General features: G+C 56.0%; 16 protein-coding genes. 7 read left to right on the forward strand and 9 right to left on the reverse strand.

The annotated features are described in order from the left end of the window. Positions 1-54: 54 nt before the first annotated feature. Entirely contained in the window at positions 55-2,625 is a 2,571-nt protein-coding gene (mutS, locus tag PspCFBP13508_RS17915) for a DNA mismatch repair protein MutS (protein ID WP_178084501.1), read from the reverse strand. 212 nt (positions 2,626-2,837) lie between these two features. Here mutS and PspCFBP13508_RS17920 point away from each other — a divergent pair, with 212 nt between their 5' ends. Further along, entirely contained in the window at positions 2,838-4,043 is a 1,206-nt protein-coding gene (locus PspCFBP13508_RS17920) for a PIN-like domain-containing protein (protein WP_137215282.1), read from the forward strand. Here PspCFBP13508_RS17920 and PspCFBP13508_RS17925 read toward each other — a convergent pair. The 7 genes from PspCFBP13508_RS17925 to PspCFBP13508_RS17955 all read right to left on the reverse strand — a co-directional run bounded on the left by PspCFBP13508_RS17925 (position 4,040) and on the right by PspCFBP13508_RS17955 (position 7,992). Continuing rightward, positions 4,040-5,293 carry a site-specific integrase gene (locus PspCFBP13508_RS17925; RefSeq protein WP_137215283.1) on the reverse strand — a complete coding sequence of 418 codons (1,254 nt, stop codon included), beginning with the start codon at positions 5,291-5,293 and terminating at the stop codon, positions 4,040-4,042. The two genes, PspCFBP13508_RS17920 and PspCFBP13508_RS17925, sit on opposite strands and share 4 nt — an antisense overlap. Then, entirely contained in the window at positions 5,260-5,457 is a 198-nt protein-coding gene (locus PspCFBP13508_RS17930; RefSeq protein ID WP_034156309.1) for a hypothetical protein, read from the reverse strand. The genes PspCFBP13508_RS17925 and PspCFBP13508_RS17930 overlap by 34 nt, the downstream gene beginning before the upstream one ends. A gap of 37 nt (positions 5,458-5,494) precedes the next feature. Continuing rightward, the gene (locus PspCFBP13508_RS27690) at positions 5,495-6,109 is read right to left on the reverse strand and encodes a hypothetical protein (protein WP_241669530.1); all 615 of its coding nucleotides are present in this window, start codon (positions 6,107-6,109) and stop codon (positions 5,495-5,497) included. Further along, positions 6,106-6,573 carry a hypothetical protein gene (locus PspCFBP13508_RS17940; RefSeq protein ID WP_137215284.1) on the reverse strand — a complete coding sequence of 156 codons (468 nt, stop codon included), beginning with the start codon at positions 6,571-6,573 and terminating at the stop codon, positions 6,106-6,108. Before PspCFBP13508_RS17940 ends, PspCFBP13508_RS27690 begins: the two co-directional genes overlap by 4 nt. A 57-nt stretch (positions 6,574-6,630) precedes the next feature. Continuing rightward, positions 6,631-6,948 carry a pyocin activator PrtN family protein gene (locus tag PspCFBP13508_RS17945; protein WP_137215285.1) on the reverse strand — a complete coding sequence of 106 codons (318 nt, stop codon included), beginning with the start codon at positions 6,946-6,948 and terminating at the stop codon, positions 6,631-6,633. 158 nt (positions 6,949-7,106) lie between these two features. Further along, positions 7,107-7,391 (reverse strand): phage antirepressor KilAC domain-containing protein, encoded by a 285-nt coding sequence (locus PspCFBP13508_RS17950; RefSeq protein WP_137215286.1) that lies wholly within the window; start codon positions 7,389-7,391, stop codon positions 7,107-7,109. A gap of 10 nt (positions 7,392-7,401) precedes the next feature. Then, positions 7,402-7,992 (reverse strand): hypothetical protein, encoded by a 591-nt coding sequence (locus PspCFBP13508_RS17955; RefSeq protein WP_137215287.1) that lies wholly within the window; start codon positions 7,990-7,992, stop codon positions 7,402-7,404. Between the two features lie 337 nt (positions 7,993-8,329). Here PspCFBP13508_RS17955 and PspCFBP13508_RS17960 point away from each other — a divergent pair, with 337 nt between their 5' ends. Continuing rightward, on the forward strand, positions 8,330-9,334 hold the full coding sequence (locus PspCFBP13508_RS17960) for a DUF2806 domain-containing protein (protein WP_161984083.1): 1,005 nt from the start codon (positions 8,330-8,332) through the stop codon (positions 9,332-9,334). Between the two features lie 17 nt (positions 9,335-9,351). Here PspCFBP13508_RS17960 and PspCFBP13508_RS17965 read toward each other — a convergent pair whose 3' ends face one another. Beyond that, positions 9,352-10,083, reverse strand: a complete 732-nt coding sequence (locus PspCFBP13508_RS17965) for a S24 family peptidase (RefSeq protein WP_137215289.1) — start codon at positions 10,081-10,083, stop codon at positions 9,352-9,354. Positions 10,084-10,162: 79 nt separating this feature from the next. Between PspCFBP13508_RS17965 and PspCFBP13508_RS17970 the strand changes: the two genes are divergently transcribed. The 5 genes from PspCFBP13508_RS17970 to PspCFBP13508_RS17990 all read left to right on the forward strand — a co-directional run bounded on the left by PspCFBP13508_RS17970 (position 10,163) and on the right by PspCFBP13508_RS17990 (position 14,054). Next, the gene (locus PspCFBP13508_RS17970; RefSeq protein ID WP_103520664.1) at positions 10,163-10,423 is read left to right on the forward strand and encodes a hypothetical protein; all 261 of its coding nucleotides are present in this window, start codon (positions 10,163-10,165) and stop codon (positions 10,421-10,423) included. Positions 10,424-10,754: 331 nt separating this feature from the next. Further along, positions 10,755-11,273, forward strand: a complete 519-nt coding sequence (locus PspCFBP13508_RS17975) for a phage regulatory CII family protein (RefSeq protein WP_161984084.1) — start codon at positions 10,755-10,757, stop codon at positions 11,271-11,273. Continuing rightward, complete coding sequence (locus tag PspCFBP13508_RS17980) at positions 11,266-11,496, forward strand: TraR/DksA family transcriptional regulator (RefSeq protein ID WP_137215291.1); 231 nt, start codon at positions 11,266-11,268, stop codon at positions 11,494-11,496. The genes PspCFBP13508_RS17975 and PspCFBP13508_RS17980 overlap by 8 nt, the downstream gene beginning before the upstream one ends. Next, positions 11,486-13,702 (forward strand): VapE domain-containing protein, encoded by a 2,217-nt coding sequence (locus tag PspCFBP13508_RS17985; RefSeq protein WP_137215292.1) that lies wholly within the window; start codon positions 11,486-11,488, stop codon positions 13,700-13,702. The genes PspCFBP13508_RS17980 and PspCFBP13508_RS17985 overlap by 11 nt, the downstream gene beginning before the upstream one ends. Continuing rightward, positions 13,695-14,054, forward strand: a complete 360-nt coding sequence (locus PspCFBP13508_RS17990) for a hypothetical protein (RefSeq protein WP_137215293.1) — start codon at positions 13,695-13,697, stop codon at positions 14,052-14,054. The genes PspCFBP13508_RS17985 and PspCFBP13508_RS17990 overlap by 8 nt, the downstream gene beginning before the upstream one ends. Positions 14,055-14,290 lie beyond the last annotated feature (236 nt).

Below are 14,290 nucleotides of genomic sequence, written 5' to 3' on the forward strand. Positions count from 1 at the left end.
GCGCGAGATTCTAACAGCTTGAAGCGATTTGCGTTATATCCGCTTCTTCAGTGCTTATATCCGGTTCTTCAGTGCATAGAGCATTTCCAGCGCACGGCGTGGCGTCATGTCGTCCAGATCCACTTTCGCCAATTCGTCCAGCACCGGATGCGGCAGCGAGGCGAACATGTCGCTTTGCTGTGGCGTCGACGGCTTGCCCTTTGCAGCCGGTTTCGGCGCTTCGTGGGGCAGGGCGGTGTCTTCAAGACGGCTCAAATGCTCCCGTGCTCGCAGGATCACTTCGCTCGGCACACCCGCCAGTTGTGCCACCGCCAAGCCATAGCTCTGGCTGGCAGGCCCAGGTAGGACGTGGTGCAGGAACACGATCCGTTCGTTGTGCTCGGTAGCGTTAAGGTGCACGTTAGCTACAAGGGGTTCGGCTTCCGGCAGCACCGTCAGTTCAAAATAGTGGGTGGCGAACAGGGTGTAGGCGCGCAGATGAGCCAAGCGCTCGGCCGCCGCCCACGCCAGCGACAGACCGTCGAAGGTGCTGGTACCGCGCCCGACTTCGTCCATCAGCACCAGGCTGCGCTCGGTGGCGTTGTGCAGGATGTTGGCGGTTTCGCTCATCTCGACCATGAAGGTCGAGCGACCACCGGCGAGGTCATCGCTGGAACCGATGCGGGTGAAAATCCGGTCCACCAGCGACAGCTCGCAACTGGCGGCCGGCACGAAACTGCCGATATGCGCCAGCAGCACGATCAAAGCGGTTTGCCGCATGTAAGTGGATTTACCACCCATGTTCGGGCCAGTGATGACCAGCATGCGCGTGTTGTCGTCCAGGCTCAGGTCGTTGGCCACGAACGGCGTGGTCAGCACTTGCTCGACTACCGGGTGACGACCCTGAGTGATGCGCATGCACGGCTCGCTGACGAACCGCGGGCAGTTAAGGTCAAGGTTCAGCGCGCGCTCGGCAAGGTTGCTCAGCACATCCAGCTCGGCCAAAGCGCCGGCGGTGTCCTGCAACGGCGGCAACTGGCTGATCAAGTCTTCGAGCAGCGCTTCATAAAGCATCTTTTCCCGAGCCAGCGCGCGACTCTTGGCCGACAGCGCCTTGTCTTCGAATTCTTTCAGCTCGGGCGTGATGAAACGCTCGGCACCTTTGAGCGTCTGCCGGCGGATGTAGTCAGCGGGCGCCGATTCAGCCTGCTTGCTCGGCAGCTCGATGAAGTAGCCGTGGATACGGTTGTAGCCGACTTTCAGATTGGCCAGACCGGTGCGAGCCTTCTCCCGGGCTTCCAGATCGATGAGGAACTGACCGGCGTTTTCGCTCAGCGATTGCAGTTCGTCGAGCTCACTGTCGTAACCGGTTTTCAGCACACCGCCGTCACGGATCACCGCAGGCGGATTGTCGATAATGGCTTTGGCCAGCAGCGCCGCCAGTTCCGGGTAAGTGCTGGCGGTGGCCGCCAGATGTTGCAAATGCGGCGCTTCCAGATCAGTCATCGCCACTTGCAGTTCGGGCAGCGCGCCGAGTGCATCGCGCAGACGCGCAAGGTCACGCGGCCGCGCATTGCGCAGGCCGATCCGCGCCAGGATTCGCTCGATGTCGCCGATTTCCTTAAGCTGCGGTTGCAGCTTTTCGAAGCGGTAACCGTCGAGCAGGCAACGGATCGACGTCTGGCGGGCGAGCAGTACCGTCAGATCGCGCAGCGGCCGATTCAGCCAGCGAGTCAGCAAGCGACTGCCCATGGCGGTCTGGCAACGATCGACCACCGATTGCAGAGTGTTGTCGCGACCACCGGCCAGATTGGTGTCGAGTTCCAGATTGCGCCGGCTGGCGCCGTCGAGCACCACGGTGTCATCGAGACGTTCGTGACGCAGGCTGCGCAAGTGGGGCAGGGCGGTGCGCTGGGTTTCCTTGGCGTAGGCCAGCAGGCAGCCGGCAGCGCCGATGGCCAGAGTCAGGTTTTCGCAGCCGAAGCCTTTCAGGTCTTGGGTGGAAAACTGCTGGCAGAGACTTTTCAGCGCCGAATCACGCTCGAAATCCCACGGCGCGCGACGGCGTACGCCACGGCGTTTTTCCGCCGGCAGGTCTTTTGGCCAGTCATCCGGAATCAGCAATTCCACCGGGTTGACCCGCTCCAGTTCCGCCAGCAGGTTTTCCCAGCCTTTGATCTCGAGCACGGTGAAGTTGCCGCTGGTGATGTCCAGCACCGCCAGACCGAACAGGCGCTCATCGCCCAATACAGCTGCAATCAGGTTATCGCGGCGTTCATCCAGCAGCGCCTCGTCGCTGACTGTCCCCGGCGTGATGATCCGTACGACCTGGCGCTCCACCGGGCCTTTGCTGGTGGCCGGGTCGCCGACCTGCTCGCAAATCACCACCGACTCGCCGAGCTTGACCAGTTTCGCCAGGTAACCTTCCGCCGCGTGGTAAGGAATCCCACACATCGGAATCGCCTGACCCGCCGACTGCCCGCGCGCGGTCAGGGTGATGTCCAGCAACTTGGCGGCTTTCTTCGCATCTTCGTAGAAGATCTCGTAGAAATCGCCCATGCGATAGAACATCAGCTGGTCCGGGTGCTGATTCTTCAGGCGCCAGTATTGCTGCATCATCGGAGTGTGGCTGGATAGATCGGAAATTGGCTTATTCATCAGTAGGTTAGGAGGGTACGCTGAAAAAAATGGGGCAAATTTGGGGCATTTGACGGCACGTGGATTACAAAGACCCAAATCGTAAGATTCTGTATTTAAGGGTATCACGTCGTGATGCCCTGCCCTCAACGCCAAGTACAGTGGTGAGGATCAGCTCGGCATGGTATTAATGTGCCATTGTTCATATGGAGGGGTTAGGCATGAAGGATGTGTTCTCTAGTCATTTCGCTGATGACGCTGAACGACGCGCAAAATTATGGCAAAACTGCTTTTTTGTTTTTGATACAAACGTCCTAACCTCAGTATATAAACGATCTGATGAAGCGCGAGATGCGCTCTATAAAGTGATTGCTTCCCTCGGTGACCGTTTATGGATTCCATATCAAGTAATCTATGAGTTGCTCGATAACCGCGCTTCAATTGCTCATGCACAAGCCGGATTATACACAGCAGCCGTAGGTAGCCTGACTTCGGTACTTGATAATTTCGATAGCGCAACGAAACATCCTTTTTTGCCTGAGAGTCTGCATAAGGAATTTGTTGAGGTTTCTAATAAAGTCATTGCTGAGCTTGAGGCTAAGCGTGACTTTCACGAATCTCGACTGACCGCGGATGATGTGAAGTCTTCGCTTTCTGAAATGTTGATGGGCAAGGTAGGGGCTCGGTATTCCGAAGAGCAATTGAGAGCTGTTGTAAAAGATGGAGAGGTTCGGTATGCGAATAGAATTCCTCCTGGCTTCGAAGATGTTGGAAAACACAAAGGCTCTACCGTTTTTAGTGATGTATGCAAACGTTATGGTGACTTGATTATTTGGAAGCAAGTTATTGAAAAAGCTAAAGCGGTTAACAAGCCCGTCATACTGGTGACGGGAGAGCAGAAAGACGACTGGTGGGATAGGCAAGGAGGCAAGACGATTGGACCATTGCCGCGCTTAATCGAAGAATTCTCAGAGGAGACTGGACAGGATTTTTTTCTGTATAGCCACCACCAATTCCTCGATTTCGCTAATACTTACTTGGAACAAACCACATCCCCAGAGGTTATTGATGAAGTGAGAGAGGCTGCCTTGGATGACGCCGCCGAGTGGAAGATTACGTTCGATAATTCCTCAAAACACACCTGGGCTCATGCCATAGGTGAAGAGCTAGATTTTGATGAGATTAATACTGACGCGATCACTAATCCTTATAATAATCCTGTTCCTAGTGATGTTGCTCTCGCCTATGCGCAGTTAATAGCAACTCAGCGAGCGTATAATAATTCGATTTCTGCTAGGTCTCCTAGTGATCCACGAGAAGTCCGCAGAAGAAAGCGTGAGGCGGAAAGACTGGTTGCTGAAATATACGAAGAGCAAAAGCGCTTGTTCGCCTCTAAAATGGGGAAGAAGGACGGTGGTGGTGACTAAATTAAGGGTTTTGCTAATTTTTTAATATTGTGCCAGATAAGTTCAAGTTCTTGGGGGGATTCATCGTCCATCCATTTCGCGTAGACTTCCACGAGCATAGTGAAGTCTTTGTGACCCATCTGTTTCGCAATGAACGCCAGATTTCCGCGTGCAGTCAGGCACCAGCATGCATATGTATGTCTGGTCTGATAGGGCCGACGCGGGCGTATCTCAGAGCGTTTTTGTACGGCGGCCCATTTGGTATTCCATGATGTCGGGACGTACCAGTGATTGATGATTTTCTTTCGAGCCTGCGTGGTCGGAGACAGCAATGGCGTTACCGTTTCCTGCCTGCTCTCATGCCGATTCATATAAATCTCGATAGTCCTCGGTTCATGGTTTTCGACGAGACCGATAAGGCTTTTGCAAGCATCGAGGGCTGGTGGCATCAAAAATACGGTGCGGGGCTTACCAGTTTTGGGGACTTTGAAGGTGCCGTCTGCAGTGATCGCTCTGGTTATGTGTAGCTGCCCGGACGCCAGGTCAATATCCTCCACCGCCAGCCCGCATAATTCTCCGGGTCTAAGTCCTGTGTAAACGGCGAGTGTGATCGCAGCCGAATCCTGAACGTGTAAACAGCCCTTATTTATCAACTGGTCGAACTCTGCCTTCGTCAGGGGATCTGGCTCACGTCCGATCATTGCGAAGCGGACGCAAGCCGCCGCCAACCCCTCACGGCAATATCTGTTGTCTTCACACCACGCTAAGAAGCCGGCGAAAGTCGCCAGGTAATGGTTCGCCGTCGACGGCGCCCTGGTGGCGATGAGCTGAGTCCTCAATCGCTGGATATCTTCGGGTAATAGGACGCCCGCCAAGCGTTCCGAGCCGAGCAGATCGGCGCAGATATCCAATGCGTAGCCGTATTTTTCTTCGGTCATCGGAGTTATGTCGACGGCCTTCAGCGGCTTGTAACGTTCCATCAACGCCCCGATCCGCTCGTCTTTTACCGTGGTGTAGTTGGTCGCATTCTTTGAGTTCGGGAAGTGGCGGCCGTATTCAAAATGTCCCGTCTTGATCTCGTGAAGAATTGCCGCCCTGAGTAGGGCGGCATGCTTGATGTTGGCTTTGGTCACGGGCAGGCCAAGGGTTTCGCGGCAGCGAATTCGCCGCCACATGAATACGACGCGAATGCTTCCGCCGTGTATTTCAATCCCTTTGTGTTTAGCCAGCTCCGCTTCTAGGCCGCTTGCTGAGGTGCGCTCTCGGCCCACTTGTCATACTCCGTCATGTTGATTGCGATGCGGCCGTCCGGTGTCTTGCGCCAGACCCTGCCTTGAGCCCACGTACCGTTTTTAACTTTGTGGCGAATTGCGTCTTCGCTATATCCGGTGAGTTCGGAGGCTCGGTTGATCATTACCCAGCGAGGAAGGCTCATGATTGTGCCTCCTGCAGCATCAAACGCAGGACGAATGTTAGAGGCTGCATGGGCTCGCCCCTTCTTGCTGAGCAACGAGCGCGGCATGCTTCCACGCTCTGCGACTCCACGCGGCGAAGCCGGCCCGATACGCGTAATGCTCACGGGCGAATGAATCGGATGTCTTCGCGCCTGGTGCGGTGATGTACGTGCCTCGCTGTGTGCAGTACTGCAGACCTTCGGGCACTGGGAACTCTTTTTCGAACTCGGCACGCTCGTTGATCTGCACCTTGTTGGCGGCAATTTTCGCTGTGCGTTCGGGCGAGCACGAGGGATGCTTATACCCCTCGGCAGGCTGCGCGGGCGAACGATTCTGAGCGTTTAGCGTGGCATTGGGGGTCGCTGCCTCGCGCAGCTTTTCGTGGGGTATAAGTGCCTCGGTGGAGCTGCTGCAAGGAGCAATAATGCCTGCTGCTGCGCAGCAGAGACTGTTTGTTTCTAGTGTGTCGACGCTGGTTTCCTTGCGGAGCAAAGCGGTCGTGGTTTGGGTGTCGTGCTGGTCCATTTGCATACCGCTTTCCTCCGAAATTTGAGTGCGCGTTGGTGCATCAATCGCTGATGGGGCGTTAGCCGGGTTGCGGTGGGTGCTGGATTGGGGACGGATTTCGCTCATGCGGCGTTCTCCTGCTCGGCCGGTTCCAGCAGAGCAGCCATGGCTAGCGCCTGGTCACGGAGGACGCTGGTATCGCGTTCCAGCTTTTTGCCGGTGCGAAAGGCGCTGAACGTTTCAGATGCGATCCGGAGTTTCTCGGCGATTTCCAGTAGGGTCAGTCGTTCCTGTTCGCCAAGTTTTGAGGCAGCCAAGGCGCGCTCATAGTGGGCGTAGAGTTTCTTGCGTTGGTCGTGCGCCTGATCAAGGGTGTGCTGCAAGTTGCGGATTTCTTCCGCGCTATCAGCGCTCTGGATCGCTTGGCCGTCTCGATACCCAACACAGCCGCCAACGTCATAGCCTTCGCTGTAACCCTCTGAATGTCCCTCGGCTCGGCCGCTGTTGAAGCCGTGCCGGTAGGCGAGCCAGTAAACGCCGGCGACCATGAGGACGATCGCTATCAGCGCGTAGATTTGAACTGCAGTCATGTGGTGTGCTCCTGGTGAAGTCTTCGGCTGGTGGTGGCAGCCGTTCGGTTTTGGGTGTTACTCGTTGGCGTCGTCCTGCTGCCGCTGCATGTCTTCGTCGGCCTTGTAGGCGCGGATGTCGATCAGGGAAGCGACGTGCCGGATGTGTGCGTACTTCGGTGCCTTGCGGCTGGTGTCCAGCGTGGTGATGGGGAGCTGGATGCGGCCGCTGCTGATCTCGGCCACGAACGATTGCTCGTTGAGGTTGCGGAAGTACTGCTCGCGCACTTTGTCGAGCGGGATCAGGACGTCGCCGAAAATGCGGTAAAGCAATTCGACCGTGGCTGATTCCGGCGCCGGGTGCAGGCGCAGCGGGTTTTGTGCTGTGTTACTCATGGCTTTGTTGGGCCTCCTTGCGTTGTTTTTTGGCCGGGTGGTTCCAGGCATTCAGGCAATGCGTTCTGGTCAGCTCGCGCAGATGTTCGGGCACTTCAAGGAGCGCGGCGTTGCGCTCCTCTCGTGTCCGCATAGCGATGATCTGGCGGGCGTATTCCCTAGGCCACGTCACGGCTGTCTGCCGGGATTGCAGGCAGATCGATACCCAACTGTTCCGCTAGCCAGCGGATGCCAGGTTGTTTCACCTTGGTCGACTGGCTGTACTGCATGCCGAGCTGATCGTGGTACCACTGGCCGTCCTTGATTCGCAGGAAGTCGCGATCACGGTTGGGATAGACCGGTAGGTTCCGCTCGTTGAGCAGACCTTTTTCACGCATACGTGCGATGAGCTTCGGCCGAGTCAGGCCGAGGTGGGTTGCGGCTTGGGCGAGAGTGCGTTCCATGGTGTGCCCCTCATGCCGCGTGCGCAGCTGGTGTTGCCGCTGCAGCAAGGTGGTTGATGGACTCGCTGACTTTTCCGTAGATCTCGTCATCGCTGCCGTACACGGTGAAGCAACGGGTGTGCGGGCTTTTGTTACCGATGCTCAGGATGGTGGTGACACCTGATCGAGAATGAGTGCGATGAAGCGCGACGATTAGCGGGTAGTCGAAACCCATATCGAGGTTCAGCACGCCGCCGGTGCGCACCAGCTCAAACACTCGCTGCTTGTCCGAGATTTCAAAGCGGCCATATTCGCGGCTGGCGTGGGGACGGTGCAGCAGATCGCTGGTATTGCTCGCATCGAACGGGCCGTTGGCGATCTCTTCGATGAAGTCGGCCAGCTTGAGATGCATCTTCTTTTCGTTCGGCAGGGTCAGCGTGTGGCGCTCGCTGCCCAGCTCCACGACGAAGGTGCTTTCCGAGATGCCACGTTCAACCTTGAGGCGAAACGCCAGGCACTCGCGCTTGGGCGCGGTTCGGAGGACATGGTTGAAGGTCTCAGTCAAGTTGACCTGAGCATTGAGCAATTGCAGGGTGCGGTTGTCGATTTTGTACTTGATCATGCTGCATGCCCTCCGCCGTTCGGATTGACTGGGGCAGGAGTGATGCGTGCTGTCAGCTTCGGTTTGCTGATGGCGAACGCGCAGCCGTACTTGCGGGCTAGGCGCCGGATCTCAAAAATTTGGAAGGGGTTGGCAGCGGCCGGGTGGACGTGCAGGGTTGCTGTGGTGTGCATGGTGTTGCCTCGCTCTGTGGTGGAAGAGTGAAGCTAATATCAACCAATAATTGATATTGGTCAACAACCTTTGGTTGACTGTTGAGATTTTGCTTTGCGCGTTCTAGATTGACATGGCGACCGCATTCTTCGTTTCCACTCCCAACCTATCTAGGGCTAACAAAATGACGTTACCAGGTGAGAAGCTCATTATCCGAATATGGGAATCAGTCGCGGATAAAGGCATAGGTAGTATTTTCAGACCAGCTCAGATTAGGCGTGAAGGTTTGGCAAATATTGAAGTTCGTCGTGCTGAGCAGTTAGCGTTAGCTCAAATGGAACGTGAAATTCAAGAAATTCGCAATGGCACCAGAGAGCTATCGGATTTTTCTTTGAAGCTTCCCTTTGCTGATGAAAGAAGAGTCAAGAGTAATCTTCGCGTGGAGCCAGTTATCAATACTGCCACTTTGATTGAAAAAGTTAGTTTGCAGGGGATGGCTGATAGTCTTCAAAAAGAGGTCAATATTACAAAGGCTTTGATCTATGCTGAGGAATCAGTAATGCAGGATGATGCGGAGCCAAGTGACGAAAAAGTTGAAGACGACTGGATTTATCGCTGGAAAGACTGTGCTAGCCAAATTTCATCAGATGACATGCAGAGGCTCTGGGGGCGGTTGCTCGCGGGAGAGGTTAAACAACCCGGAGCTTATTCTCTGCGTTGTCTGGAATTCGTGCGAAATTTATCCCAGAGGGAGGCAAAACTTATAGAGAGAGTGTTAAGGCTCGATTTGGATGGGGCTATTTGGTCAGGTTTTGAAGTTGAGGACGGCGCGCTGCGCTATGCAGAATACTTAGAGCTGGAAAGCTTGGGAATTTTGACTGGTGTTACGGGAAATATTTCTAATAATATTACTACTCATGAGCCTGGTGTTAAGTGGATTCGGTTCTTGCGATCTCATAAAAAAGGATTGTTGATCACGCATAGCGATCTCAATGCTACGTTAAAAATCAAGGGATATGCAGTCTCCGCACTCGGCTTGCAAATGAAGAGTCTGGCGGAGCTTGAATGTGATGAGAAATATTTGAGAAAATTAGGCGAGTTCGTGAAGGAACAAGGTTTTTCAGTTGAAATTGTTGATTATTTGCTAAAGGATGGCTACTACATGTTCGGCAATGCAATAGAGTTGTAGCTGTGAGGCGTTATCGTTTATTCAGGGATGAAGGAGCCCACTACTTTTCCACAGATATGAGTCTCCTCCGTAATATCGATGATTGGATATTGCGGATTTATTGGCCTCAAATATTGTCTTCCGGCATCTTCAACGAGAATTTTGAAAGTCGCTTCATTTGTTCTTGGGACTCTAGCAATTACACGATCTCCAGTTTTTGCTTCGGCTTCTGGGTCAACAAAAATGATACAGCCCGTTGGATAACTGCGCCCAGGACCAGGGTTGGTCATTGAGTCGCCAAGCACTTTAAGTGCATACCCATTGTTACTAATTGGGACGGGGCAAGAAAGCCAAGAGTCAGCATCATAGGAATCAAAGTTCGAAACAGTTTCACACCAAGCACCAGCCTGAACCCACGAGATCAACGGTACTTTACCAAATCGCTCATTGATTTCTCTTACATTGGTTCCGTCACTAACTCCGAATTGTCGAACATTGCTTTCGCCTGCCTGTTCTTTTGGCAGCACACCGTATTCAAGCCACTCCCTCCGTACCCTCAACCACGAGCATAGGGCTGACATGCTGTCTGCTTCAGCAATGGCTTCGCCGTTCAGCCATTTACTAATGGCTTGCGTGGTTTTATCCACCCCTGCACTTTTCAGTTGACGATGAATATCCACTCCACGACCACGAGCGCGTACGCCGGCATCGTCGAGAGCTTCGTGTAGGCGCTCGCTGAAAGCTGCGCGAAGGGAATTTTTATCAACCATGAGTTGAGAGTCTCATAAAGGTTGCGCAATAGTCAGTTGATCTATAACATCAACCGCAAGTTGATAAATGGAGGTTGTCATGTTGGACCCCGCAGATTTTCCGAGCGCAATTGCGTTTGCGTTTGAAGCCGTAGGCGGCATCGGGGCCGCTGCGAAGGTATGCAATAGAAGCTACCAGGCACTGAACAAATGGCGTCAGGCTGCATGCCTGCCGCGAACGGATTACACAGGTGAAACCAAATACGCCGAGCTGTTAGCGACTGCTGCGAAGCAAAAAGGCAACGCATTCCAAGCGGCTTGGCTGTTGAACGCTTCGGCTCCACAAAAAGCTGCAGCGTAGTCAGAAAAAAGGCGACCCAAAGGTCGCCCAGTTCCTCCCGGCATGCGCCACCACAGCGCTGTCGGGTCGCGATAAAGAAAGGCGGGCACACCACATGCAACCACCTCTCTTTATCGCGCTTTTCCAAGGCTCGGAAGCCTTGGTGTTGCTGCCTCTTCCACCACAGATTTGGCAGCTGTTGCGCCAGGGGTGAGCAACGGATTGCTCGCCCCGGCACGGTGCCGGTGTCGATCCCGAAGATCTAGCCGGCGTTTGGGCCCTTTCAAGCCACGCGGCAAATGTATCACCACTGCATGTCGCGCGGCACTGGCAACTTACAAGGATTAATGCCATGAGCCGTATCGCTCTGAGTTCTGTTGAGCGGGCGCAGCGGGAAGTTTTGCCGCTCGATCTCGCGCTTTACCATGCCGCACGGGACTACCCCGGTGGCGCCGCAGCCATCGCCGCCACCACCGGCCGGAATGCGACCACGCTGCAGCACAAGCTGTCCCCAACCCACCCCAGCCACACGGTGAACATTCAAGAGTTCGGCGAGATTCTGGAGCTGACCAAGGATCGCCGCATTCTGGATGCAGTGCATGCCTTGGTCGGTGATACGACTTGGCAGGAACTGGCTGAGGCGTACACCAATGACATGCCCGAGACGTTGACCATCGGGATTGCCGAGTACTTCCGGAAGGTCGCCGATCTGGCGGATATCTGGGCCAAGAGCATTGGCGACGGGGTGGTTTCCGATGAGGAACTGGCCGCGATTCGCCTGCAGGTGTTTCGAGGCATTCAAGGACTGCTGGGGCTGTTCAACCGCGCCACCTACGTCAATCAGACGACGCGGGGTACTGACCGTGGTTGATATCGTCGACTTTGCTAATGACTTGGTGCAAGAGCGCATCGATCAGGCGCTCGCTGCACGTCTCCTCGCCGCCAAGCCCACTTTGGCGGCGCATTCGTTTCTGTTCTGTGAAACCTGTGATGGCCCCATCCCCGAGGCTCGCCGTCTGGCGCAGCCCGGTTGTACTCAGTGCGTGGATTGCCTTTCCCTCGCAGAATTGAAAGGGGCGCGCCATGCTCGATGAGGTGTTAGGGCAATTCGCGGATTACGGTCTTGAGCCTGCGCAGCCATTGGTTTTCGGCAAGCTGACCCGCTGCAAGACGATGCAAGACAAGGGCAAGGAAAAGAACGGTTGGTATGTCGTTCACGAGCAGCGCACTGAGAAAGGCGAGACGCTGATCTTCGGTGCGTTCGGTGACTGGCGTTCGGGCGAGTCTCAGAAGATCAAGGTCAAGGCCGGCCGAATGTCGCCTGAAGAACGCGAAGTTATGCGCGCTCGGCAGGAAGAGGCCAAACGGCGGGCGGCTGAGATTTCAGCCAACGCGGCACGTCGTGCGGCCAAGCGGGCGGCGGGTATGTTCAAGCGCATGCCGGAGAAGGGGCGTAGCGACTATCTGGATCGCAAGCAGATTGTCGGCTTCGGCGTTCGGTATGCGCCGCGCACCGGCGCTTTCTTGGTGCCAATGAGCAATGTCCGGGACGAGATTGTCGGCCTGCAGGTGGTGTTCCCAACCAAGCAAGAGGATACCGGCCGGGACAAGTCCTATTGGCCTTACGGCATGTCGAAGGAGGGCGCTTTCCATCTGATCGGGCCGCACCCGGATCCGGGCGAGCCGGTGCTAGTGTGTGAGGGCTACGCGACCGGCGCAAGTCTGCATATGGCCACGTCATTGACCGTGGCCGTTGCGTTTGATGCGGGCAATTTGCTGGTGGTTTGCAAGGCCATGCGCGAGCGTTTCGCCGGTTGCCCGCTGATCATCTGCCGAGACGATGACTGGAAGACCACCAAGCCGAATGGCGATGCGTGGAACCCTGGTGAAGAGAAAGCAAACAACGCGGCGCTAATTGTCGGTGGCCAGGTTGTTGCGCCGATCTTTTCCGGTGAGCGTGAAGCCAAGTGGACCGACTTCAACGATCTGCATGTTGCGGAAGGTTTGGAGGCGGTGCGCCGTCAGGTACTGGCGGTGGTCAAGCCGCCGGCTGCTGGTGGTTGGAAAGATCTGCTGGCACGCAGCGAAAGCGGCGCGCTGATTGCGCACATGCAGAACGTCGAGTTGATCCTGGCCAACGATGAGCGTTGGGCCGGTGTGATTAGCTACAGCGCGTTCAGCTCGAAGATCGTGAAGCTGCGTGCGGCGCCTTATGGCGGCGGCACAGGCGATTGGGCGGATATTGACGATGTTCGGGTAATGAAGTGGCTCGCGCAGCAGTACAACTTGCGGGTCAAGGCCTCGCATGTGATCGAGGCGGTGAGTGTCGTTGCGCATGACCATGCGTTCCATCCAGTGCGCCAGTACTTGCGCAAGCTGCAGTGGGACCAGGTGCCTCGGCTTGAAAGTTGGCTTACCAACGTCATGGGCGTGAAGGCGACAGATTATTCAGCAAAGGTCGGCAAGCGCTGGATGTTATCGGCGGTGGCGCGGGTGATGAAGCCCGGTTGCAAGGCTGACTCGGTGATGATTCTGGAAGGTGCACAGGGCGCCGGTAAGTCGACGGCGATGAGCATCCTCGGCGGCGAGTGGTTTATGGACACCCCGTTTGCGCTGGGTGACAAAGACGGCTTTCAGGCGATCCGGGGCAAGTGGATCGTCGAGCTGGGGGAGCTGGATAGCTTCAACAAGGCCGAGAGTACGAAGGCCAAGCAGTTCTTTTCGGCGTCCACTGACACTTACCGCGAGAGCTACGGCCGCAGAACGATGGACGTGCCACGCCAGTGTGTTTTCGTGGGTACCACCAACCAAGACGAGTACCTGAAGGACGCCACCGGCAACCGGCGTTACTGGCCGGTCGCGTGTACCAAGGTGGATCTGGAATTGTTGCGCTCGATGCGCGATCAGCTATGGGCCGAGGCGGTGTTCTGCTACGACGCGGGCGATCTCTGGTGGGTAACGCTGGATGAAGCGGCGATGTTCGGCGAGGAGCAGGACGAGCGTTTCGTTGTGGATGAATGGGAAGGGCCGATTCTGACCTGGCTCGAGGAGTCGCAGATCGGCGAGACCACCACCGGCAGTGACGTGCTCACCAGTGCCTTGAAGCTGGACTTCGGGCACTGGGGCAAGCCGGAGCAGATGCGTGTCGGCGCGATCATGCACCGGTTGGGCTGGCGGCGTGTTCGGTTGCCGGCGTTGGCTAAGAGCGGCCAGCGGCCCTGGGCTTACAAAAAGCCGACAGGGTGGGGCGGTGCCTCGGCGTTGCAGCGAGTGGAGTTCGAGGAGCCTTGCTTTGATTAAGGAGATCGATTCGCTGCTTCGGTTGTGGGCGCAGGAGCTGCACTCGGAACATTCGAAAGGGGGGCTGGCTGGGGGGAATATGGTTGCCATGATGATGGAGAGCAACGGGCAACTGATCAGAGGGCGGCGTGCCTTCCGTGCGCCGCTGGAGAGTTCGTTGGACATTGAGCTGATCGTGACCAAGCACCTCGCGCCAGAGCTGGTGACGGTGGTGCGTGAGCATTACTGCACGCTCGATGTGGATATGCGCTTGCGGTATGTCCACTGCGGTTGTGGCCGCGATACGTACTACCAGCGTTTGCATGAGGCGCATCTGCAGATCTACTGGGTGCTGATGGGGGCGGCTGCGTGACCCCAGGTAGCGCTCCGGTTGTGGTTGTCCCACTGGCCCGTCTTGTCTCGCTGCGTTTTGATGCAGTGGGACAGGTGTGGGCCTTGTCGTTGTTGGGCTGTCCCACCGTCCCGCTTAGTAGTGCCTCCCGCCCGTGTGAGCGTAGCGGGCGAGCACTACGCGCTTACGCGCGAACGCGTGTTCTTAAAATTCTTCCTTTACACGAGAAAGAAGAAAGATAAGTAGGACAGTGGGGC

Origin of the sequence: Pseudomonas sp. CFBP13508 (assembly GCF_005233515.1) — a bacterium.
GTDB classification, from domain to species: domain Bacteria; phylum Pseudomonadota; class Gammaproteobacteria; order Pseudomonadales; family Pseudomonadaceae; genus Aquipseudomonas; species Aquipseudomonas mercuritolerans.

Excerpts from the sequence above, each read along its gene's own strand:
- PspCFBP13508_RS17920 (WP_137215282.1), top strand. The coding sequence starts at position 2,838 with ATGAAGGATGTGTTCTCTAGTCATTTCGCTGATGACGCTGAACGACGC.
- PspCFBP13508_RS17930 (WP_034156309.1), bottom strand. The coding sequence starts at position 5,457 with ATGAGCCTTCCTCGCTGGGTAATGATCAACCGAGCCTCCGAACTCACC.
- PspCFBP13508_RS27690 (WP_241669530.1), bottom strand. The coding sequence starts at position 6,109 with ATGAGCGAAATCCGTCCCCAATCCAGCACCCACCGCAACCCGGCTAAC.
- PspCFBP13508_RS17940 (WP_137215284.1), bottom strand. The coding sequence starts at position 6,573 with ATGACTGCAGTTCAAATCTACGCGCTGATAGCGATCGTCCTCATGGTC.
- PspCFBP13508_RS17945 (WP_137215285.1), bottom strand. The coding sequence starts at position 6,948 with ATGAGTAACACAGCACAAAACCCGCTGCGCCTGCACCCGGCGCCGGAA.
- PspCFBP13508_RS17950 (WP_137215286.1), bottom strand. The coding sequence starts at position 7,391 with ATGGAACGCACTCTCGCCCAAGCCGCAACCCACCTCGGCCTGACTCGG.
- PspCFBP13508_RS17955 (WP_137215287.1), bottom strand. The coding sequence starts at position 7,992 with ATGATCAAGTACAAAATCGACAACCGCACCCTGCAATTGCTCAATGCT.
- PspCFBP13508_RS17960 (WP_161984083.1), top strand. The coding sequence starts at position 8,330 with ATGACGTTACCAGGTGAGAAGCTCATTATCCGAATATGGGAATCAGTC.
- PspCFBP13508_RS17965 (WP_137215289.1), bottom strand. The coding sequence starts at position 10,083 with ATGGTTGATAAAAATTCCCTTCGCGCAGCTTTCAGCGAGCGCCTACAC.
- PspCFBP13508_RS17970 (WP_103520664.1), top strand. The coding sequence starts at position 10,163 with ATGTTGGACCCCGCAGATTTTCCGAGCGCAATTGCGTTTGCGTTTGAA.
- PspCFBP13508_RS17975 (WP_161984084.1), top strand. The coding sequence starts at position 10,755 with ATGAGCCGTATCGCTCTGAGTTCTGTTGAGCGGGCGCAGCGGGAAGTT.
- PspCFBP13508_RS17985 (WP_137215292.1), top strand. The coding sequence starts at position 11,486 with ATGCTCGATGAGGTGTTAGGGCAATTCGCGGATTACGGTCTTGAGCCT.